The organism is Pseudoclavibacter helvolus, from assembly GCF_014191305.1.
Lineage (GTDB): Bacteria > Actinomycetota > Actinomycetes > Actinomycetales > Microbacteriaceae > Pseudoclavibacter > Pseudoclavibacter helvolus.
The window spans coordinates 88254-109007 of the sequence record NZ_JACHWJ010000002.1; the positions used below are offsets into that span (position 1 = coordinate 88254).

Sequence of the window (20754 nt, forward strand, 5' to 3'; positions counted from 1 at the left end):
TCGCGCGGGGCTTCTGTAGGGCTAGCCGCGGTTGCGGATGGCCCGTGCGACGCCTCGCAGTCGGCTGTAAGCGGGGCGGAGAGCGTCGGCGAGGCCTGGGTTCTTCGTCAGGATCGACGACTTGACCCTGCCGAGCGGCGAAGATGCCTGGCTCTCGAGGTACTTGCGCACGAGTGCCACCTGTACCGGGAAATAGCCGGGCACATCCGCCGTGATCTCCTGCAGCTTGTACTCGAGCATGGTGTGCGAGATTTCAGCATTATGGATGGTCATAACCGTGCGCAGGTGGAAACCCTCGCTCACGGCCGAGTAGCCGAGGAGGCGCTCGAGGACGTGGGGGAGCCCACCGTCTTCGTAGCCGCCTTCGTCAGGGAACTCGTCCCAGTGGAATCCGGCCTGGACAAGCGGTTTGAGGGCCTCGGGCCGCGCGATGAACATGGAGCCGAACGGCGCGAGGGGGCTTGTGTCGTCGAAGGTCACGCGCATCCCGAGCTTCGCGGCGAGCTCCTTGGCCGGGTCGAGGTTCGCAAACCAGGCACGCCCGACTGTCGGGAAGCCGATGTGGATCATCGGCGGGAAGACCATGCCAAGCGTCGGATGCTTGACAAAGAGGCGCAGCAGGTTGGTCGTGTAGCCGGGCGAGTTGAGCAGGTTCTCGAACAGGTGCTCTTTGAAGTGCCTGCTCGAGTTGAAGCCGTTCTGCGGGCTCTTCTTCGAGTGGATCTTCACGACGATGTCGTAGCGGTCTGACTCGAGGACGTCGCGGCAGGTGATGAGGAACGCCGAGATGTCGCGGCCGCGGTTCGACGCGACGACCCGCACGTCGTCGTCTGGGCGGCCAAGCTGCTCGAGGCGGGCCCGGATATACGCCTGCTTCTCCTCTGAGGCGGTTGTCACGACGAGGTCGTAACCGCCGGGAATGGTGTCGGCCCGTTCGACGATCTCGTCGATCATCTCTTCGTAGTAGACGTGCGCGACGACGACGACGCGCAGCCCGCTCGGATCCTCACCGCCGAGGTCGACGTCGGGCATGATCTCCATGAGCCCGGCGTTCGCGTTCAGGACGCGTGGCTTCGCCGTGGAGGCGATGTCCTGCCAGAGCAGGTCGACGGGGTAGCCCTTCGCTTCCAGGAGGTCGAGCACGCGTTTGCCGATGATGGCGTTGTGGTCGAGGTAGACGGGGTCGTGGAAGAAGAAGCGTCGCTTCACGATGGGGCAGCCGTCGGCGATGAGGACGTCGGCAAGGTTGAAGATGGGGTGCTGGTCGCCGTACTTGGCGGCGGAGTACGCGACCCAGGAGCTGAATCCGGCGTCCTCGAAGTACTTCGTGAAGCGGGACTCGTGCTGGAGGATCGAATCGTCATAGCTGACGATCGGCGGCATCTCGTCCCAGTAGGTCCGCCACGCCTCTGACGTGAACATGTGCCGACGGACACCGATCCAGTGCGACTGGATGTGGCGGGGCATGACGCCTGAGTAGGTGATGGGGTTCGGGACAACCTCTGCGTGGTCCGTGATTCCCCAGAAGTCTGCCCTGGTGTCTTCTGCCTCCGCGAAGAGCGCATCGAAGGAGCCGATGGGCCCATAGAAGGTGTAGTTCGCGAGGATGAGCTCGTCGTAGTCGCGCAGCCTTGCCTCGCCGAACTCCCGGAGGGCGTCGCGGTAAGCCCAGACGTCGTAGCCCACGTTCTGGCGTTCCCAGACCGTGTCGGCGATCTGCTCGAGTCGGTATCTGGAGTCGGTCGTCAGCGGCGAGTTCGAGACCACGAAGACGTGGTCGACATGCTTCCGCAGCTCGCGCAGGCAGTGCTCGACGTAGCCGCCGACGTGTCCCTTGGAGTCGTAGACGAGATAAAACGCAACTCGACGCATGAAGTGGGCGTCCTCTTCTTCTCAGCTTTCAGCAGGACCGGCGAGGCGCCAGTCGATGCTGATGGATGCCCGTGCGCTGTGCCTGGGCTGACATCCGATGGTACTCGCCGCGCGGTAGCCTTGCCCCATGAAGATCGTCATGACCATGATGGTGCGCGACGAGGCCGACATTATCGCGGCCGTCGTGGAGCACTCCCTCGCCCAGGGCATCGACCACCTGATCGTGACCGACAACGCTTCAGTTGATGGCACGCGGGAGATCCTGGAACGCTACGAGGAACGCGGCGTGCTGACCCTGCTCCACGATGCGGAGCACAAGAAGCAGCAGGCGCAGGTCGTCACCCGCATGGCCAGGTCGGCGTTCACCGACCTCGGCGCGGATTGGGTCATCAACGGGGACGCGGATGAGTTCGTCTTCGCGGTCGACCGGTCGATCACGATCCGGCAGGCGCTCGAGCACTATGACCCGAGCATCCGCATGTTCACGGTGCCCGTGACCAACATGGTCGGCTCGTTCGGCCGCACGGGGAGCGGGCTCAGGCGGTTGCGGTTCCGCGACGAGCGCGAGCTCGCGGAGCTCAACGGGGTCGGCGTCTTCGCGCATCCGACTCCCAACGCTATCCACGTCGGTGATGCGGAGGTTGAGGTCGCGCACGGCAACCACTTCGTCTCGATCGAGCCGGGCGGCTCGGTCCCTGAGGGGTTCGAGCTCGAGGTCCTGCACGTGCCGTGGCGATCGTGGACGCAGTTCGAGCGCAAGACCGTGTCGATGGCCCTCGGCTTCGAGGCCAACCCGGGGTTGCGCCCGAGCGCGAACCACCATGGCATGCGCGATTGGCGTCGCCACAAGGGTGGGGTGCTCGAGGCGTTCTTCGCGCTTCGCATGCCGCTGTCCTCTGAGCTGGCGGTGAGCGCCTACGTCGAGGACGACTCGATCGTGCGTTCCCTCGAGGGCCTCGGCGAGGACGCGGTCGTCCCCGACCTCGTGCGTGGCGCGCTCGCGGACGCGAACGACGACGTCTACTCAGATGATGCGCTGACGGCTCTGCGGGAGACGGCGGAGCTGTTCCGCCGTTTCGACGACGCGATCCACGAAGAGGTGCGCACCCTCCGCGTCGAGGTTGATGAGCGGAACACGACGCTCTACAACAAGGACCGGGAGCTCAGCGCGCTCTGGATCAGGTACGGCGAGTTGCAGCAGCGACTCGCGGCGGCCGATGCGCACGTCGCGGCGCTCCTCGAGCGTGAAGACCGGACTGCCGCGGCCGAGCACAGCGCCGCTGACGCTCGCGCTCAGACGCTTCGCCTCGAGGGCGAGCTGGCGGGAGTCAAGGGCCAGCTCCAGGCGTTGCAGGGCTCGAGAGGGGTTGCGCTGGAGCGTCGCGCCCGAATCGCGGCCAAGCGCGTGCTCCGTCGCTGACGGGCACGCGCCTGGCGCGGCTCAGCTGCGCGGTGAGCGCGCCATGAGGTCGAGGATGTCCGTCGCGTCGCCGTAGATCTCCTTGGAGTCGTACGGGCGGTCGGGGAAGGCCCCGTACTGGAGCGCGATGTCCAGGTTGTTCTCGCTGATGAACCGCTCGACGTGCTCGCCCAGCGAGACGGGCACGCCGGAGCCGACGTTCACGACGCCGCGCAGTTCATCCTGCAGTGCTGCAGTGGCGATCTGCCTGCCCAGCTCTTCGACGTGGATGAAGTCGAACTTCGCCTTGCCTGAGGTGAAGGGGAACTCCGTCTTCCCTGCATCAGCGGCCTCGAGGAGCTTGGTGAAGATCGACTGGTTGTTCCGGTCGTCGCCGTAGATGTAGTAGGCGCGAAGCCACTGCAGCGTGACCTTGTCGCTGAACGCGAGGAACGACGACTTGCGAAGCGCGTCTTTGGCGATGCCGTAGAGCGACAGCGGGTTCGTCGGAGTCTCGGCGGTGATCGCGCCTTCGTGCCTCCCGACCTCGTGCATCGTCCCGAGCACGGCGAGGCGCTTCGTGCCAGCTTCGACGGAGGCGTTCAAGAACCTGAAGTGCTCGGAGAGCTTGAGCATGTGCACGGGGGAGTTATGGGCGAAGCCCGCTTCCCATGCGAGGTGGATGACGGCGTCTGGCGCCGGGTCGAGGATGCTGGAGAACTCCGCGCCAGCGGCGAGAAGATCGAGCTCGACGACCTGTGCGCCGGCGGGAACCCGCCCTGCTCCACCGGGTCGGACCACTGCGGTCACGTCAGCACCGGCAAGCAGCAGCGCCTGCACGACATGACGTCCGATGTACCCGCCTGCCCCCGTGACGAGCACTCGTTCGCGTTGTGTCATCTCGTTCCTTTCCAGAGAAGTGCCCAGCCTAACGGGAGAGGCCAGCCTCACGTGTGAGGCTGGCGGGGAGGCTGACGCTGCGTGAGCGAGGGCCATGGCAGGATGACTCGGGCGCAGGGGTCGTTCGGCGGAGGGAAAAGCGTGAAAGCACTCGAAGAGGCAGCGAGTCCTCGCGTGGACGGCGAAGTGCTGGTTCGCCGGCGGCTGCCCTCGGTGATGAGGAACGAGTGGCTCTGGAGCGCGGTCGTGCTCGTCGTCGTGACGGTTGCCACGTGGCTCCGCGTCTCGCCAGAGGATCAAGACGTGGTGTGGGCGGAAGACGGCCTCATCTTCCTCGTCGAGCAGCTCGACCTCGGCACGCTCGGCGCGCTGTTCCAGCCGTACGCCGGCTACCAGCATTTCCTGCCGAGGCTCTTCGCCGCGGGTATCGTCGAGTTCGTCCCGCTCGAGTACTTCAACAGGGCCGTCTTCGCGGCGTGCGCGGTCTTCGCCGGCCTCGTGGCCGCTGGCGTGTTCCGGCTCACGCGTGACATTCTGCGCTGGCTTCCTGCCCGTTTCTTCATGGCCCTCGTGACGGTCGTCGTGCCATTGCTCAGTCTCGAGATCATCGGCAACCTCGCCGATCTGCACACGTACTGCCTGTGGCTGGCGGCGTGGATCGCCGTGGCGAAGGTGCGGACCAAGGGCGAGGGGGTGTTCTGGGCCGCCGTCATGCTGATCGCCTGCTTGACCGAGGTCCAAGCGCTGCTGCTCATCCCGGTGCTGCTCGTTCGGCTCTTCTGGGACAGGAGCTTCCAGACGCTCGCCGTCATCGTCGGCGCGTTCATCGGCGTCGGGGCGCAGCTCGCGACGTGGGTGGGGTTCCCGCGGCCGATGCCCTCCGACGCAGTCATCACCGCGTGGGACGTCGTCGTCGCCTGGCTCGTCAATGCGGTGATGCCGATCTGGAACGGCTCGAGCTCGTCCAACACGGCATTGCTCGCAGAGCACGGCGTCGGCGTCGCGTTCCTGGCGCTGCTGCCGTTCGCGGTGGCGGCCCTCACGGTGCTCGTGTTCGGGCGAGGTCCACAGCGCTTCGCGCTCATCGTGCTGCTGTTCGTCTCGGCGGGGACGTTCGGCGGGTCGCTCATGCTGAATCCGGTCGAGCTGTTCCAGTACGGCAGCTACTCGGGCGACGAGTGGCTCTCGGTGCCGGTCAACTTGCGCTACGGCGCGGCCGCGGCGCTCTTCGTCCTGGCGACCATCCCGTTCGCGGCGTCGGTGCTCGTGACCCGTTTCAGCGCGAATGCCCCGGTCGTCGCGCGATCGCTTGCGTGGGCCGGGATGCTCGCGACGTTCGTGTTCGTCGGCCTGCAGGGCCCTGAGGTCGGGTCGGCGAAGACCGCCACCGACCTGTGGGAGCCACAGGTGCGGTCGGCACGCGAGCAGTGCGCGATCACCCCTAACGGGGCGGCCGAGTTCGAGGCCGCACCAGGGGTGCGGCTCTTCGAGCTCGACTGCGCCGACGTCATGGCTCGGGCTGGCGGCTAGCGGAGCGCGCGCATCCGCTTCACGAGGGACATCGCGGTTGCACCCTCAGCCTGACCGGCCGCATCGCTGATGGTGCGAAGCAGCGTCATGGACAGCGAGAGCAGGTACTTCGCGAGACGAGGCGTCACGACGATGCGCGGAGTGAAGCCGGAGCTCTGCACCGCGAGGGCGACGAGCTTCTGCCAGTCGTCTTGGGAGAGCTTCCTGAAAGTCCCGTACGGCGCTGCCGCCACGAGCGCTCCGAACTGGTGCAGGGCTTCCGTGCGCACGATCGAGATACCGCCTGGCCCCTGCACGGTTGGTGTGGAGCGGGAGAACGGGGCAGTGATGCCGAGCGCGTCGGCAAGCGTCTCGAAGTCGCTCGTCGTATCGCGCCATTCGAGGCCGAGTTCCTGGAAGTACTCGCTGTGCAGGACGGGGGGCGCGACGAGCATGCCGAGCTCTGGGGTGCGACGGAACGCATCGATCGCGTCGTTGGGCGTCGGCAGGTCGAACGCTGACTCGACGAGGGCACGAGCATCGCGGAGCGCTGCGGCGTAGTAAGGCGTGTGGAAGTTGTCGGGGCCGAGCACAAGCGTGACGCCTTCCGCGATGTGAGGCATCGCCTCCGTCCAGTGGTGCTGGGCCTCGAGCGCGTGCACGGGTTCGTCGACGAAGTGGCCTCTCGCCTCACCGAGACGAGTCCGGGGCCCGCACACGTAGACCTGGGCGTCGGTGAACGCGAGCGCCTGCTGCAGGCGCTCGGAGAAGCGCTCACCGAGCGGCACGAGCGCGGCGTAGCGTTCGACCTCCGGCTGGGCGCCCGTTGTCATCTCCCAGTCGTGCAGCGTCGTCGAGACCATGTACTGGTTCATGCTGCGGTTCATGTGAGTACGCAGCTGCCGCATGTCGAACCGGCCGGACGTCTCGAGGTAGTCGAGCAAGCGGCGGGCGTTGAGGCTCGACGACTCCTCGATGATGGAGGGAACCCCGGCGAAGAGCGTCTTGCGCTTGAAGATGGGGCAGTTGCGGTCCCGCACGAGCTCAAGGGCGTAGGTGTTGAGCGGGTACAGCGTGTCCGACTCGAGATCGCTGGTATCGACGTACGGTGCCCACGTGAATCCCAGACGTTCGAAGAACCAGGTGAACTTCGCCTCGTGCTTGGCGACGGCATGCGCGTAGTCGGGGATCGCCGGAAGCTCGTCCCAGTACTGCTGGAAGGGTTCGGAGAGGAACATCGAGCGACGCACCGCGATGAAGTGCGACTGCAGGTGGATGGGGAGCGTCGGTGTCTCGAGCGACCCGAACGGGTCGAACGGTGCTGCATGGTGCACGGTGATGCCCCAGAAGTCGAGGTCACGCGAGTCCATGGTGTCGAACATCAGCTTGAGGTCGGCGACTGGTCCGACGATCGTGAAGTTGAACATCACGAACTCGTCGAACTCGGCCAAGCCGGCCCAGCCGATGGAGTCGATGCCGGTCTTGTAGGCCCAGGAGTCGAAGCCCTCGTTCTCGCGCACGATGAGGTCGGTCTCGGGTCGCGAGCGAAACAGCTCGGCTCCGGCTTCGTCGAGTTCGCCGTTGACGACGACGATGAGCTTGTCGAAGTGGCGTTGCATGCCGTCGAGCAGTGTCGTGACGTATTCGTCGACGACGCCTTCTTCGTCGAAGAAGAAGAAGATCCCGAGCCGTCGAGGTGACCTCAGATCGCTGAGCTTCACTTGGCTCCTCCGAGGATGCGGCGGGGAATCGATAGGGCTGCTCGGACGAGGCGCTTCGGGATCGAGAGGAGGCGCCGAGCCTTGCCGCGAACGCGCGTGAGCGTGCTGGGGCGGAGCCGCAGGTGATGGTGTGCGTCGTCGAGCGAGTGCTGCAGCGAGATGTTGCGGGCCTTCAGCGCTGCGAGCTCTGACTTCTCGTCGGCGCGCTCGCGAGCGAGGACGTCGAGGCGCTCGCGGAGCTCCTCGTTGTCCTTGCGGATGGTCTCGAGGTCATATTCTTCTGCTGCACTGCTAGGCATGCCCAGAGTTTAGTGGTCCGCCGGGTGGGGCCCGAGCAACGCGCAGCGGTAGATTCGACCGTATGAGGGACCGGTTCTGGATGCTCGCCGTGTTCGCGGTCGCCTTCGTCGTCGCCTGGTTCAGGGTCCCCAGCGGGAGCACGGAAGTGCTGTGGGCTGAGGACGGCGACACGTTCCTGCGGGAGCAGCTCGAACTGGGGAGTATCCAGGCGCTCTTCCATCCCTACGCCGGGTATCAGCACTTCCTGCCGCGTATCCTCTCGGTCGTCGCAGCCGAGCTTGTGCCGCTCGAGCGGTTCGGGGTGGTCGTCTCGCTGTTGAGCCTGCTTGTGGCCGCGCTCGTGTGTGCTGGCACGTTCCGCCTGGCCATGGGAATCGTCACGTGGTTGCCGGCGCGCGTTGGCGTTGCGCTCACGCCGCTGCTCGTCCCGCTCGTCAGCCGAGAGGTGCTCGGCGACCTCGCCAACCTGCACACCTACTGCCTGTGGCTTGTTGTGTGGATCTTCCTCTCCAGAACGGACACCAGTCGCTGGGAACGAGCCCTCTGGGCTGTGGTCACGCTCGCCTGCTTCCTGACGGAGGTGCAGGCGTTGGTTGCGCTCCCCATCCTGCTTGTTCGGCTGTTCTGGGATCGCAGCCGCGGCACGCTGCTCATTCTTGGTGCAGCGCTTGTCGGGGCGGCGGGCCAGCTGGCCACGTGGATGCTCAACCCCCGCCCCGAGTACAACGCGCCCCACGGTCCCATCTCGCTCGCGGACATCGTCGTCGGCTGGGCCGCCACGACCGTGCTGCCGATGTGGAGCGGGGACACCGCGCGGAACGCTGAGTTGCTCGGCGAGCACGGCATCGCCATCCTGATGCTGGCCGTCGTTCCGTTCGCGCTCGCGGTGACTGTCGTGCTCGTGTTCGGGAGGACCTCGGATCGCGTGGCGCTGCCGGTGCTGCTTGTGGTGGCCGCGGCAGCGTTCGGCGGGTCGATGCTCGTCAACTCGCTGACGATCTTCCAGTACGCCGGGTTCTCCGGCGATGGCTGGGCGACTGCGCAGCTCGGCAATCGCTACGGGGCCGCTGCAGGCATCTTCGCCCTCGCGAGCCTCCCGTTCGCCGCGTCGGTGATCGTCGAACGCTGGGGAAGGCGCGCGCCCCGGGCCTCGCGCGTCGTTGCGAGTGCGGTGCTGCTGGGCGTTGGCGCGGTCGTGGCCCTGCAGTGGGGCGCTGTGCCAACGGACCGCCTCGCGGCCGAACCCTGGGAGGCCCAGTACCGTGACGCGGTCGCCGCGTGCTCGGCTGAGCCCGCGGGGGAGCGCACCTTCGCGGTCGCTCCCGGCAAATCGTTTGCGCTCGCCTGCGAGCACCTGCTGCGCTCAGCGGGGAAGTAGGCGCGTCAGAGTCCCTCGAGCTTGTTGCGCTCGATGATGGGAAGGGGGCCGGTCTTGGTGGAGATCGTGCGCCTCGGGAGCGCCGGGAGGTCCTGGATGCGCAGCTTCGAGTAGATCGCCAGGTAGCAGAGCAGGAGCCAGTTGCCCTCGACGAGCAGGCGTGACTCCGTGAGCGACTGCACGGTGAGCGCCACCATGAGCAGGAACGCGAGCATGGCGGTCGGCGGGAAGTCGCGGGGTCCGCTCGCGTCGGTCTGCGGCCGGTCGACCGCGAGCCACCAGGTGCGGATGAGGGTCGACAGCACGATGCCGACGAAGAAGAAGGCGCCGATGAGGCCGGTCTGCATCCACACATCGAGGTAGGCGTTGTGGGCCTGGAGGAAGTGCACACCGTCGACGACGAGTAGGCCCTTGAACGGCTCCACCCAGGGAGCCCAGTAGCTGATCCACCCCATGCCCGTGAGCCAGTGCTCGCTGCCGAGGCGGCCGACCTCAGCCCAGATGTCGCCGCGGCCAGACATGTCGCTCGAGCGGTTGATCAGCCCGAAGAGCTGCGTGTTGAACTGCAGCACGATCCAGCCCATCACGAGCATGACCGCGAAGACAGCCCCGTACATCCCCCATCGCTGTGCGTTGCTGAGTGGTCTGGCGATGAAGACGAGGGCGACGGCGAGCAGCACGACCGCGCAGCCGACGAAGACCGTGGCGGACTTGCAGAGGAGGATCGCGATGAGGCCGAGGACGATCCAGGTGATCGCCGGCCAGCGCTTCATCTGCTTGGCGTACCACTGGACAGCGACCGCGATGACGCAGAGGAGGGCAGCCATCGCGAGCAGGTTGCGGTTGCCGAGGATGCCTTGGATCGCGCTGCCGGCGAAGATGTGCCCCTGGCTCCAGAGGAACGCAGCAGGCACAGTCTCGGCGGTGGCGCCCGGAATGCCGGTGACGCGCTCGAGCTGTCCCGGGATGAGCAGGGCGAGCGGCAGCACTCCGCCAGGGAAGAAGATGGCCACCAGGACCTCGAACGCCAGCGAGAGTCCGAGGATCCAGCGCATCGCCGCGCTGAAGGCGCGCAGGAACTGCGGCTTCGTGAGGGAGACCGCGAGGGCGAGCGCCACGAGCGCGGTCACGAGCTGGATGCCGAAGCCCAGGAGCGATTCGGGCCGGTACACGGACCAGATGATCGAGAGGGCGCACCAGGCGACGAACGCGATCAACGCGGAGGGCAGATGCATGATCTTGGGCAGCGGCTTCTTGCTGGCGAGGAGCCAGATGGCCCCGGCGACGATGATCGCGACGATGACGCCGAACCCGTACCAGGTCAGCAGGTTCCGCCAGAAGTCGCCTGCAAACGCCGTAAAGAACGTGAAGGTCGCGAAGGCGGTGAGGCCCGGGCTCCCTGGAACCCGAGCGGCGAGACTGCGCCAGGGGGCGCGTGCGGTCTCGGCAGAGTCTGCGGGGATTCGGGTGGAGCTCACCGGCCTATTCTCGCTCACTCGCGCGAGTCCCCGGTTCTTCGTCTCGGAATACGGGGTCTGCGTGGGGCAGGGGGAGCGTCACACGAAGGCCGCATGGCCCGTGATCGACCTGCCCACGATGAGGGTGTTCATCTCCCTCGTTCCCTCGTACGAGTAGATGGCCTCCGCGTCCGCGAAGAAACGGCCGACCCCGTAGTCGGCGACGATCCCGTTTCCTCCGCACACCTCTCGCGCAAGCGCGACGACCTGACGCATGTTGCTCGTCGCGACCGCCTTCGCGAGCGCGGAGTGCTCGTCCCTCTGCGCATCAGCGTCCCCGAGCTGCGAGATGCGAACGCAGAGGGTGATGCTGGAAGTGATGAGCCCGAGTGCGTCGACGAGACGCTCCTGGATGAGCTGACGAGCGGCGATGGGCCCGCCGAACTGCATCCGCTCCTTGGCGTAGGCGAGCGCGGCCTCGTAGGCTCCGACGGCGATCCCCGTTGCGAGCCAGGCGACCTCGGCCCTGGTCTGGCGAAGCACGCGGGCGGTGTCCTTGAAAGTGTTGGCGTGCTCCAGCTTCGCGTCGGCGGGGACGCGCACGTCGTTGAGGGTGATGTCGGCGTTCTGCACGATGCGCAGCGAGACCTTGCGTTCGATCTTCGTCGCGGTGAAGCCGGGGAGCGAGGTGTCGACCACAAACCCCTTGACCTGCCCGTCCGCGACGTCTTTCGCCCAGATCACGACGATGTCGGCGAAGGTCGCGTTTCCGATCCACCGCTTCGCGCCGTTGAGCACCCACTCGTCGCCCACCAGCTCGGCGGTCGTGGTGAGCCCCCTGGCGGAGTCGCTGCCGGAGCCGGGCTCGGTCAGGCCGAAGGCGCCGACGATCTCGCCGGAAGCAAGCGCTGGCAGCCACCGCTCGCGCTGCGCGGCTGAGCCGCACAGCCCGATCGCGCCGAGGGCCAGGCCGTTCTGCACGCCGACGTAGGTAGCGACGCTGGCATCCACGCGAGCGAGCTCGAGGGCGGTCCACCCCCGGAAGACCGCGGAGTTCACAAACGGGCGGGTCTCCTCGAATGCCAGGCCGACGACTCTGGCGGAGGCGAGGCCCGCGACGATCTCGCGCGGGAAGGTCGCCGCCTCCCAGTGCTCGTCGATGACGGGGCGCACGTCACGCTCGAGATAGCTGCGGAGGTCGGTGATCAGGCCCTTCTCCTCGGGGGTGAGGTCTGCCTCGAGCCCCGTGAAGTCGCCTGGCAGCAGCTGAAACTCGTTGTGGTCCATGACCGTCCTGTTCCGATTCGCGCGGGTGATGGGCGCTCCGTGATCGTCAGGCCGGCGACATTGCCTCTGGCGACGATGAGGGCGCTCCGCGAGCCTACGAACTCGCGACCGGGATGCGCCAGCGGCTTGGCAGAATCCGTGAATTCGGGCCCCCACTCCGGGCAGGCCGTTGTATCTGCCCTGCAGTTCCGCCAGCCACTCCCACAGTCGCACCGAGATTCGGTAGCCTTCGCGTGATGTTTCTGCCACTGAAGAATGCGCCCCGTGACTACGCCTGGGGTGCCCCCGGTTCGATCTCGCAGTTGCTCGGCACCACGGGCGCCTGCACCCTCGACGACGCCGATTGGGACGGGGTGCCACAGGCCGAGCTCTGGCTTGGCGCGCACCCTGGCGCCCCCAGCCGCATCGTCGAGCCTGAAGCCGCCGGTGGTGCGACGACCCTCGACGCCTGGATCGCGCAGGAGCCAGTGGCCACGCTCGGGCGATACGCCATGGGCCTGCGCGAGGGTGACGGGCCGAGGCTGCCGTACCTCCTCAAGGTGCTCTCCGCCGCGGCTCCCCTGTCGCTCCAAGTGCATCCGACGCTGACGGATGCGCGTCTCGGGTTCGACCGCGAGAACGCGGCGGGCGTCCCGCTCGGTGCGCCCGAGCGCAATTACAAGGACCCGCTCCACAAGCCCGAGATGCTCTTGGCGCTCAGCGAGACGATGGATGCGCTTGCGGGTTTCCGAGACTTCGCCGAGGTCGCGGCCGTGGTCGGCGACTTCGCACTGCGCGCATCCGCGGACGAGGCGCACCCGGAGTCGGGCCGCGCGGCGCTCGCGGACTTCACGGCACGAGTCGCTGCGCTCTCCACTGGGGAAGACCTGCGTGCGCTCGTCACCTCGCTCCTCGAGGGCGGCGAGTCCGTCGATGAACTCGTCGTGGCGGTGTCGAGGGTTGCGCTTGCGGGCGGTGAGCCCGGCGACCCGACCGAGCGCTTCGCCCGAGAACGCGGCATCATCGCGACGCTGGCGCGCATGTATCCGGGAGACCCCGGGATCGCGCTTGCGCTCCTGCTCAACCACATCACCATCCGCAGGGGCGAGGCGATCTTCCTCCCTGCGGGGAACATGCACGCCTACGTGCGCGGGCTCGGCATCGAGATCATGGCGGCATCGGACAACGTGCTCCGCGGGGGTCTCACGCCGAAGCACATCGACATTCCCGAGCTTCTGGCGCGGCTCGACTTTGCGCCCGTGCCGCCGCCGTACATCGCGGCCACGCGCATCCAGGAGGGCGTGGAGGAGTACAGGCCGGAGATCCCGGACTTCCGCCTCGTGAGGGTCGTTGCCGGCGAGGAGGAGACGGTCAAGACCATCCACCTCGACGGCCCGACGATGTTGCTGTGCCTTCAGGGGGAAGCCCAGCTCGAGGGCGCCAAGTCGACGGCGACCATCACGGCGGGTGAGTCCGTCTTCGTGACCCCGGACGAACTGCCGGTGCGGGTCATCGGCTCGGTCGACCTCTTCGCTGCTGGCCCGGGTCTCGACAGGCGCGACACGGTGCCGATGCGACACGCCGACTAGCTGGGAATTTCTGTCACGCCGGATTCGAGGGGCTCCACCCCGGCCCGGCGGGGGATCCTCTGCGACACGCCGCCGCGAATCGCGCGCGGCTTCTCCGAAAAGTCTCAAGACCGGGCTTAGTGTTGAGGGCTTCCGACTTGACGCGGGGTGAATTACAACGATGTAATGATTCCGACGCGCGGGCAGGTGCCCGCAAGCAACGTGGGGAGAACGTGATATGGCAATTCCAGGGAGGAACCCCTCGGTTCCCGAAGACTGGTATGTCGACCCGGTCAACCTCGGCGTCCCCGGAGTTCGCAGGAATGTCGGCGACGACAACCCGCTCGCCTGGCAGGCAGACGCGCTGTGCGCGCAGGTCGACCCAGAGGCCTTCTTCCCGGAGAAGGGCGGATCGACGCGCGACGCGAAGCGGATCTGCGACTCGTGCGAGGTTCGGAGCGACTGCCTCGAGTACGCGCTGTCGAACGACGAGCGCTTCGGTATCTGGGGTGGGTTGAGCGAGCGAGAGCGGCGCAAACTGCGCAAGATGGCATAAGCAGTGGGACGCCCGGCCAGGAGGCCGGGCGCAGCAAGCAGACGGGGCCTCGTCGCGACTTCGGTCGGGCGGGGCCCTTCGTGCACCATGCTGGATGCGGTCCGACGCTCGGCCGTGGGGCGCGGTGCGTGTTCGCGGCTTGCCGCCCGCAATGCGACAACGCCCGGGGGAGCCGAATACCATTCGTTCAATGCGTCCTGGAGTCACCGCAATCCTTGTCGCGCGAGATGCGTCGCGCGCGCTCGAGCGCACCATCGCCGCGCTCGAGAGCTCTTCGCGCGTCCCAGACCGCGTCATCATGGTGAACCTCGCGTCGAAGGACTCCACGCTCGACGTCATGCGCGCGGCAGGGCCAGACATCCTGCTGACGCTCGAGACCGACACGACCTTTGGTGGTGCCGTCGCCGAGGCGGTGACTGTGCTCGAGGAACAGGGCCTCCAGGCTGAGGGGGACTGGCTCTGGCTGCTGGCGGCCGATAACGCTCCCGAACACGATGCCCTCGAGCAGCTCCTCGCAACCGCGGAGCGGAACCCGTCCCTCGAGGTGACGGGCCCGAAGCTCGTTCGAAGCGACGACGCGGCGACGCTCGTGGAGTTCGGCCAGTCGATGCTGCAGAACGGCGAGAGCCTTCGCCTCCGCGAGGACGAGCTGGACCAAGGGCAGTTCGACCAAGATTCCGACGTGCTCGGCGTCGCGGCCGGCGGGATGCTCGTCCGCCGCGAGCCATGGCTGGCGCTCGACGGCTTCGACCCTGGGCTTCCCGCGGTGGACGATGCGCTCGACTTCTGCACGCGCGTGTGGCTTGCCGGCGGTCGCGTGCTGCTGACGCCGTCCGCTCGGGTCGCCTGTGACCCTGAGGCCCCCGGTACCGCCGCGATGAACCCCGGCATGAGTGCATCCGCGGTCGATGCCGCGCGTGACACCGCACGGGTGCACCGCAGCCTCACGAAGACCCCGGCGGCTGCCTTTGCCGTGCTCCGGGTGCTGCTCATTCCGATCGCGCTCCTAAAGGGCATCTGGCATCTCGTCAGGAAGCGCCCTGGGCGTATCCTCGCCGAGCTCCGTTCCGCGTCTCGCGTGACCTTCGGCAAGACGGGGGCTGCCCGCTCGCGGGCGCAGTTCGCGAAGACGAGGACGGAGCCCTGGACCGTCATCGAGCCGCTGCTCGTGAGCGCCGAGGAAAACCAGAAGACGCTTGGCCTGCAGCGCGAGGAGCTCCGCGCGCTCACGCACGAGGAACGCGAACGCTACTCGCTCGTCGGCTCTGGCGGGCTCTGGGTGCTGCTCATCTCGACGGTCCTCGGTCTCGGTCTTGCTCTGCCGCTCATCGGACAGTCGACGCTTTCCGGCGGTGGCCTGCTGCCCCTCACGGACTCGATCGGAACGCTCTGGGGGAGGACGGGCTACGGCGTCCGCGACGTGGGTGACGGTGCCTTCGGCGTCGCGGATCCCTTCACGTACGTGCTCGCCGTGCTCGGCACGCTCACCTTCTGGTACCCGAGCCTGAGCATCGTGCTCGTCTGGCTGTTCGCGCTGCCCCTCGCGGCCATGGGCGCATGGCTCCTGATGGCGCGTCTGACCAACAGGGCCGGGCTCCGCGCGTTCGCGGCCTTTGCGTGGATGCTCGCACCCCCGCTGCTCGTGGCCCTCGCGGAGGGCAGGGTTGCTGCGGTCATCGCACACCTCGTTCTGCCCTGGCTTATCTTCTCCGCGCTAAGCGCTTCGAGGAACTGGTCTCGTGCGGCGGCCACCGGCCTACTCGCGGCCGTCGCGATCGCATCGGCGCCGCTCCTGGCCGTGCCCCTGGCGGTTGTCTGGCTCGTGTGGCTCGTCATCGGCGGTCCAGGCTTCGTGCAGCGACTTCTGACGGCGGCGCCGACGCTGGTGCTCTTCGCACCTCTCGCGGTCGCGCAGTGGAACCGAGGACGACCGCTCGCGCTGTTCGCGGACCCGGGCGTTCCGCTGGCGAGCACCGCGCCCGACGCCTGGCAGCTGCTCCTCGGATTCCCCAGCTCCCTTGTCGCTGATCCCAGCTGGGCCGGTGGGCTTCTGGACGCCTACCCCGCCGTGCCGTTCGCCGCGGCTGGCCTCCTGGTGCCGCTCTTCCTGCTGGCTGTCCTCGCCCCCGGGTCTCGGAACTGGCGAGCCGCGCTGTTCGGCCTCCAGCTCCTCCTGCTCGGTTTCGTGACTGCTGCTGCGGCGACCCGGTTCGGCTTCGCCCATGTCGGCGTCGAGAGCATCTCTCTCTGGCCGGGCAGTGCGCAATCGCTCATGTGGCTCGGCGCCGTCATCGCGGCGGCAGCGATGCTCGCCGCCCTTCGCCCACGCGCCTCGCAGATCTCGGCCGGGATCGCGCTCGCCGGAATCATTCTCGTAGCGGCCCTGCCTGCAACCGCGATGCTGCGCGGAGACGCGCTCGTCGGCGCGGGCGACGGCCGATCGCTGCCAGCCATCGTCGACGCGCAGGGGCGAGCGTCTGACGAGGTCGGCACCCTGGTCATCGTGCCGCTCGCGAGCGGCGCCGTCGAAGTCAGGCTCGAACGAGGCACCGGCGACAGCCTCGACTCTCAGTCGACGCTGCGCACGACGAGCGTGGGGTTCTCCGCGGGTGACCAGCGGCTGGCCGAGCTCGCCGTGAACTTCGCGTCAGACTCGCTGTTCCGACCGACGGAGGAGCTGCACGCACTGGGCATTTCCTACCTGCTTGTGCCTGAAGGGGCCAGCGACGCCGCCACTATGGAAGGCCGGGTCGTCTCCACGCTCTCCGCCAACTCCGGTCTGCGTCCGGCCGGTTCGACGGAGTTCGGCACGCTGTGGCAGGTCGTCGGGCCGACCCTCGAGCCGACCGATCCAAGCGTGGCCGGCCCCCTAGATACCGCGAACACGGGAACGACGCTCGGGCGCTCGATGCTCATCGTCCAGGGAGTGCTTCTCGCGCTGACGCTCCTCACTGCCCTGCCAACGGGTGGCCTCAACGCCAGGGCGGCCGACGTGCGGCGTCGAGAGCGGACGATCGGACGTCCCTGGTACGACCTCGACGGCGACGGTGCAGGCGGTGACGAGCGCGTGCTGAGACGCGATGTGACGTCGCTCACGGTCGATGACTTCGAAGCAGACGACGATGACGTGCTCGGCACGGGTGCACGAGGAGGCGACCATGACGCTCGATGAGTCGAAGGTGATCGCCGAGGCTCGCGCAGCAGACGACGCGGCCCGCGAGGCGCCAGGCAAGCGGCGGGGCAGGCGGCCCGTCTGGCGCGTGCTGAGTGTGGGCGCCGCGATCGTCGCCGTCGGCGGAGTCGTCGCAGCAGTGCAGCTTGCGCCGGAGGGTGCTGTCTCGAGTCCCGCGAACTCCGTGCTCGTGAGCCCGGTGGCGAGCGCGCAGGACCGAGTGTGCCCAGGCCCGCTCACGCTGCTCGGGCTCGCCACCGACGACCCGACGCTTCCCTCGACGCTCGGAACCACGAGCATCCGCCTCGCTGGCGACCAGGATGAGCTCGAAGTTGCCCCCGTCGTGGAGTCGACGCCTGCGGCCGACGAGCAGCAGGCGCTCGCCCCAGTTCGCTTCGCCGTTCCCGGACTCACGGGGGAGGGTGCGCCGACCGTGTTCGCCGCCGCGCAGACGCTTGAGTTGAACCAGCCCTCCGCCGCTGGCTTCGCGGCAACAGCGTGCCGCATGCCTTCTGCTGAGCAGTGGCTTGTCGGGGGAAGCACTGCCGAGGGCAGCAGCACGCAGCTGGTCATCGTGAATCCCGCAGCTCGGCAGGCGGAGGTCCGAGTCACGGTCACCACTGCGGACGGCACGGTGCAGGCGCCGACGATCCGCGAGATCGTCGTGCCGGCGAGCAGCCGCGAGATCGTGAGCCTCGAGGGGGTCGCGCCGGACCGGGGGGACCTCGTCGTGCAGGTCGAGGCCGTCTCAGGCAGCGTCATCTCGACGCTGCACCAGACGCGCACCTCCGGAGCCACGCCGAGTGGTATCGAGATCGTCGGTGCCCAGGATGCACCGAGCACCTCGCTCTCGATCGTCGGGGTCCCGTCGACAAGCACCGCTTCCGAGGCGGAGGGCACCCTCGTACTCGAGCGCGGAGCGATGCTCCGAGTCCTTGCCCCCGGCGATGAGGAGACGGAGCTCGCCGTCGAGGTCCGCGACGCCGCTGGCGTCGCCCTCGAGCCGATCTCGCTGACGATCCAGGGCGGTCGAACCACGGAGATCCCGCTCACCGGCTACCCGATCGGCCAGTACACGCTGCAGATCGAAGCGAGCCACCCGGTCGTGGCAGCGGTGCAGACGACGGCGACAGCAACATCATCAGACCTGGCCTGGTACCTGCCCGTGCCCGCGTTGAGCGGCAGCCAGGTCGTCGCCGTGCCGAATGGCCCTTCGCCCAAGCTGCAGCTCGCCGACGCTGATGGCGTCGAGAAGACCGCGACCCTGGTGGCGGACGACGGCACGGAGACGGTCGTCACGATCCCGGCCCACGGCACGGCATCCGTCGACGTCGAGGCGTCACGCGAGTACAGGCTCGAAGGGCTCGACCGAGTCTCGGTCCAGCTCGCCTACGCGGGCGACGGGCAGCTCGCGGCCATCCCGAGCTATGCGAGCAACCCGCTCGCCGAGGTCATCACCGTCTACCGCTAGTCGCGCGAGGCGACCGTCACTCGTCGCCGAATCGCTCCGGTGCGATGTCCCACGGGTCTGATCCGAGTAGCTCGGCGACCGCCTGCAGCACGCACCGCTCTACGAGCATCCGGTAGTGCACCGGGTCCTCGCAGTGCAGTCGCGCGAGTCGGTCGATCGCGACGCGGTACAGGATGATGCGGTTGGGCGCCTCGACGTGCCAGCGGTCCATGCCGTCGGCGTGCTGCAGCGTCTTCGGAACGTTCGCGATATCGACCTGCACGTTCGCGAGCCGCTCCGGGTTGGCGGCGCGCAGGTAATTCATGGCGTCGGCGACGTGGTTCTCGAACCTGACGACACGACCCGTCAGCATCGGCAGGTATGGTCCCGCGACGCTCGAGCGGATGCCCCTGCCGTGCCTTCCGCGGGCGAGGCCACGTTCAGGGCGCGCCTGCCTCCTGGCATTCTCGGACTTCTTCTCCCGGCGGCGACGTGGCATGCCTGCGAGTTTACGCCCGGCGTAGACTTGCGCCGATGTCCAATCGACCATGCTCACGAGTCGCGTGCACCCGCAAAGCGGAGTACACGCTGACCTTCGACTACGAGGACAAGCTCGCCGTCATCGGCCCGCTTGCGATCGCAGCCGAACCGCACAGCTACGACCTGTGCGCGCGCCACGCAGAACGCTCGACCCCTCCGCAGGGGTGGAGCATGATGCGTCCGGTAGTTTTGGGTTCATGACTTCTGTGGCTATCGCACCCGCTTCGACTGACGAGCGGGGTTCTCTCTCTAGTGTCGTGAAGAGCTACGACGTTCGGGGGCTCGTGGGCAGCGAGCTCACCGAGACGCTCGTGACGGCACTCGGCGCCGGTTTTGTCGACGAATTCGCTCTCGCCGGGCAGACGGTGGTCGTGGGCCACGACATGCGGGACTCCTCACCAGGGTTCGCGGCGGCGTTCGCCCGGGGTGCAACAACGCGGGGCGCCAACGTGACCCACATCGGCCTGTGCTCAACCGATGAGGACTACTTCGCGTCGGGCCGCTACGACGCGGCGGCCGCGATGTTCACGGCGAGCCACAACCCGGCCGCCTACAACGGCATCAAGCTCTCGCTCGCCGGCGCCAAAGCCCTCAGCTTCGACACGGGTCTCTCCGCGATCCGTGACCGTGCCGCGGCGTTCCTGGACGATGGCATCGCGGCCGTCGAGCAGCCGGGCGAAGAGCAGCGCATCGACGTGCTCGCCGACTACGCCGCCTACCTGCGCGAGCTCGTCGACCTGTCGAGCATCCGGCCGCTGAAGATCGTCGTAGACGCGGGCAACGGGATGGGCGGGCTCACGGTTCCCGCTGTGCTCGGTGAGGCGGCGGGTCTCGGCGCGTTGCCGCTCGAGATCGTGCCCATGTACTTCGAGCTCGACGGCACGTTCCCCAACCATGAGGCGAACCCGCTCGACCCCAAGAACCTTGTCGACCTGCAGGCGGCCGTCGTCGAGCACGGCGCCGACCTCGGACTCGCCTTCGACGGCGACGCCGACCGCTGCTTCCTGATCGACGAGCTTGGCGAGCCCGTCTCGCCGAGCGCGGTCACGGCGATCGTCGCTCGCCGCGAGATCGCTCGCGTCCGTGCGGCGGGCGAGACCGAGCCAACGATCCTCCACAACCTCATCGTCTCCCGTCACGTGCCGGAGGCCATCAGCGCGGAAGGCGCGAAGGCTGTCCGCACGAAGGTCGGCCACTCGCTCATCAAGGCGCAGATGGCGACGACAAACGCGGTCTTCGGCGGCGAGCACTCGGCGCACTACTACTTCCGTGATTTCTGGAGTGCAGACAACGGCATGCTCGCCGCGATGCACGTGCTCGCCGCCGTCGGCGGGTCCGACAAGCAGCTCTCTGAGATCGGTGGGCTCGAGAACCCGTACTTCGCCTCAGGCGAGATCAACTCGACGGTGGCGGATGTCCCCGCCGCGCTCGCGCGCATCGTCGATGCCTTCGCGGGCACAGCCGAGTTCGATGAGTTCGACGGGCTCACGGCTCGCGGTGCAGACGAGACCGGCTTCTGGTGGTTCAACGTGCGAGCGTCCAACACGGAACCGCTCCTGCGCCTGAACGCCGAGGCCAAGGACGAGGCCCGCCTGCAGTCGCTCCGCGACCAGGTCCTCTCCCTCATCCGAGCGGAGTAGCCGCCGGAGTGCGGCCCGTTTCTCGC

The 20754-nt window shown here is 67.7% G+C and carries 16 protein-coding genes; 9 read left to right on the forward strand and 7 right to left on the reverse strand.

The features are described from left to right. Positions 1 to 21: 21 nt before the first annotated feature. Positions 22 to 1872, reverse strand: coding sequence for a rhamnan synthesis F family protein (locus FHX72_RS07385; RefSeq protein ID WP_068476430.1), 1851 nt, complete (start codon positions 1870 to 1872; stop codon positions 22 to 24). 127 nt (positions 1873 to 1999) lie between these two features. Here FHX72_RS07385 and FHX72_RS07390 point away from each other — a divergent pair, with 127 nt between their 5' ends. Next, complete coding sequence (locus tag FHX72_RS07390) at positions 2000 to 3292, forward strand: glycosyltransferase family 2 protein (protein WP_156475533.1); 1293 nt, start codon at positions 2000 to 2002, stop codon at positions 3290 to 3292. 21 nt (positions 3293 to 3313) lie between these two features. Here the strand turns inward: FHX72_RS07390 and FHX72_RS07395 are convergent, their stop codons facing one another. After that, positions 3314 to 4171: an NAD-dependent epimerase/dehydratase family protein gene (locus tag FHX72_RS07395; RefSeq protein ID WP_068476428.1), complete on the reverse strand. Its 858-nt coding sequence runs from the start codon at positions 4169 to 4171 to the stop codon at positions 3314 to 3316. Between the two features lie 141 nt (positions 4172 to 4312). Between FHX72_RS07395 and FHX72_RS07400 the strand changes: the two genes are divergently transcribed. Further along, positions 4313 to 5701 carry a hypothetical protein gene (locus FHX72_RS07400; RefSeq protein WP_068476426.1) on the forward strand — a complete coding sequence of 463 codons (1389 nt, stop codon included), beginning with the start codon at positions 4313 to 4315 and terminating at the stop codon, positions 5699 to 5701. Here the strand turns inward: FHX72_RS07400 and FHX72_RS07405 are convergent. After that, positions 5698 to 7401 carry a rhamnan synthesis F family protein gene (locus FHX72_RS07405; protein WP_183624143.1) on the reverse strand — a complete coding sequence of 568 codons (1704 nt, stop codon included), beginning with the start codon at positions 7399 to 7401 and terminating at the stop codon, positions 5698 to 5700. The two genes, FHX72_RS07400 and FHX72_RS07405, sit on opposite strands and share 4 nt — an antisense overlap. Then, on the reverse strand, positions 7398 to 7700 hold the full coding sequence (locus tag FHX72_RS07410; protein WP_183624145.1) for a coiled-coil domain-containing protein: 303 nt from the start codon (positions 7698 to 7700) through the stop codon (positions 7398 to 7400). Before FHX72_RS07410 ends, FHX72_RS07405 begins: the two co-directional genes overlap by 4 nt. A gap of 62 nt (positions 7701 to 7762) precedes the next feature. Between FHX72_RS07410 and FHX72_RS07415 the strand changes: the two genes are divergently transcribed. Further along, entirely contained in the window at positions 7763 to 9079 is a 1317-nt protein-coding gene (locus FHX72_RS07415) for a hypothetical protein (protein WP_183624147.1), read from the forward strand. A 5-nt stretch (positions 9080 to 9084) separates the two neighbouring features. Here FHX72_RS07415 and FHX72_RS19630 read toward each other — a convergent pair whose 3' ends face one another. After that, positions 9085 to 10557, reverse strand: coding sequence for an O-antigen ligase family protein (locus FHX72_RS19630; RefSeq protein ID WP_183624149.1), 1473 nt, complete (start codon positions 10555 to 10557; stop codon positions 9085 to 9087). A 78-nt stretch (positions 10558 to 10635) separates the two neighbouring features. Then, positions 10636 to 11823 carry an acyl-CoA dehydrogenase family protein gene (locus FHX72_RS07425; protein ID WP_183624151.1) on the reverse strand — a complete coding sequence of 396 codons (1188 nt, stop codon included), beginning with the start codon at positions 11821 to 11823 and terminating at the stop codon, positions 10636 to 10638. Between the two features lie 236 nt (positions 11824 to 12059). On the opposite strand from FHX72_RS07425, the gene manA reads away from it, so the two are divergent. The 4 genes from manA to FHX72_RS07445 all read left to right on the forward strand — a co-directional run bounded on the left by manA (position 12060) and on the right by FHX72_RS07445 (position 18569). After that, positions 12060 to 13391 carry a mannose-6-phosphate isomerase, class I gene (gene manA, locus FHX72_RS07430; protein ID WP_244964106.1) on the forward strand — a complete coding sequence of 444 codons (1332 nt, stop codon included), beginning with the start codon at positions 12060 to 12062 and terminating at the stop codon, positions 13389 to 13391. 217 nt (positions 13392 to 13608) lie between these two features. Then, positions 13609 to 13926: a WhiB family transcriptional regulator gene (locus FHX72_RS07435; protein WP_068476412.1), complete on the forward strand. Its 318-nt coding sequence runs from the start codon at positions 13609 to 13611 to the stop codon at positions 13924 to 13926. A gap of 190 nt (positions 13927 to 14116) precedes the next feature. Continuing rightward, complete coding sequence (locus FHX72_RS07440) at positions 14117 to 17098, forward strand: glycosyltransferase (protein ID WP_183624153.1); 2982 nt, start codon at positions 14117 to 14119, stop codon at positions 17096 to 17098. Next, a complete protein-coding gene (locus FHX72_RS07445; protein WP_183624155.1) occupies positions 17085 to 18569 on the forward strand; it encodes a DUF5719 family protein in 1485 nt (494 codons plus the stop codon). Before FHX72_RS07440 ends, FHX72_RS07445 begins: the two co-directional genes overlap by 14 nt. Before the next feature lie 16 nt (positions 18570 to 18585). Here the strand turns inward: FHX72_RS07445 and FHX72_RS07450 are convergent, their stop codons facing one another. Next, positions 18586 to 19047 (reverse strand): hypothetical protein, encoded by a 462-nt coding sequence (locus FHX72_RS07450; protein WP_183624157.1) that lies wholly within the window; start codon positions 19045 to 19047, stop codon positions 18586 to 18588. Between the two features lie 35 nt (positions 19048 to 19082). Here FHX72_RS07450 and FHX72_RS07455 point away from each other — a divergent pair, with 35 nt between their 5' ends. Further along, positions 19083 to 19289 carry a DUF3499 family protein gene (locus tag FHX72_RS07455; RefSeq protein WP_082774968.1) on the forward strand — a complete coding sequence of 69 codons (207 nt, stop codon included), beginning with the start codon at positions 19083 to 19085 and terminating at the stop codon, positions 19287 to 19289. After that, entirely contained in the window at positions 19286 to 20728 is a 1443-nt protein-coding gene (locus tag FHX72_RS07460) for a phosphomannomutase/phosphoglucomutase (protein ID WP_068493315.1), read from the forward strand. Before FHX72_RS07455 ends, FHX72_RS07460 begins: the two co-directional genes overlap by 4 nt. The last annotated feature ends 26 nt before the right edge of the window (positions 20729 to 20754 follow it).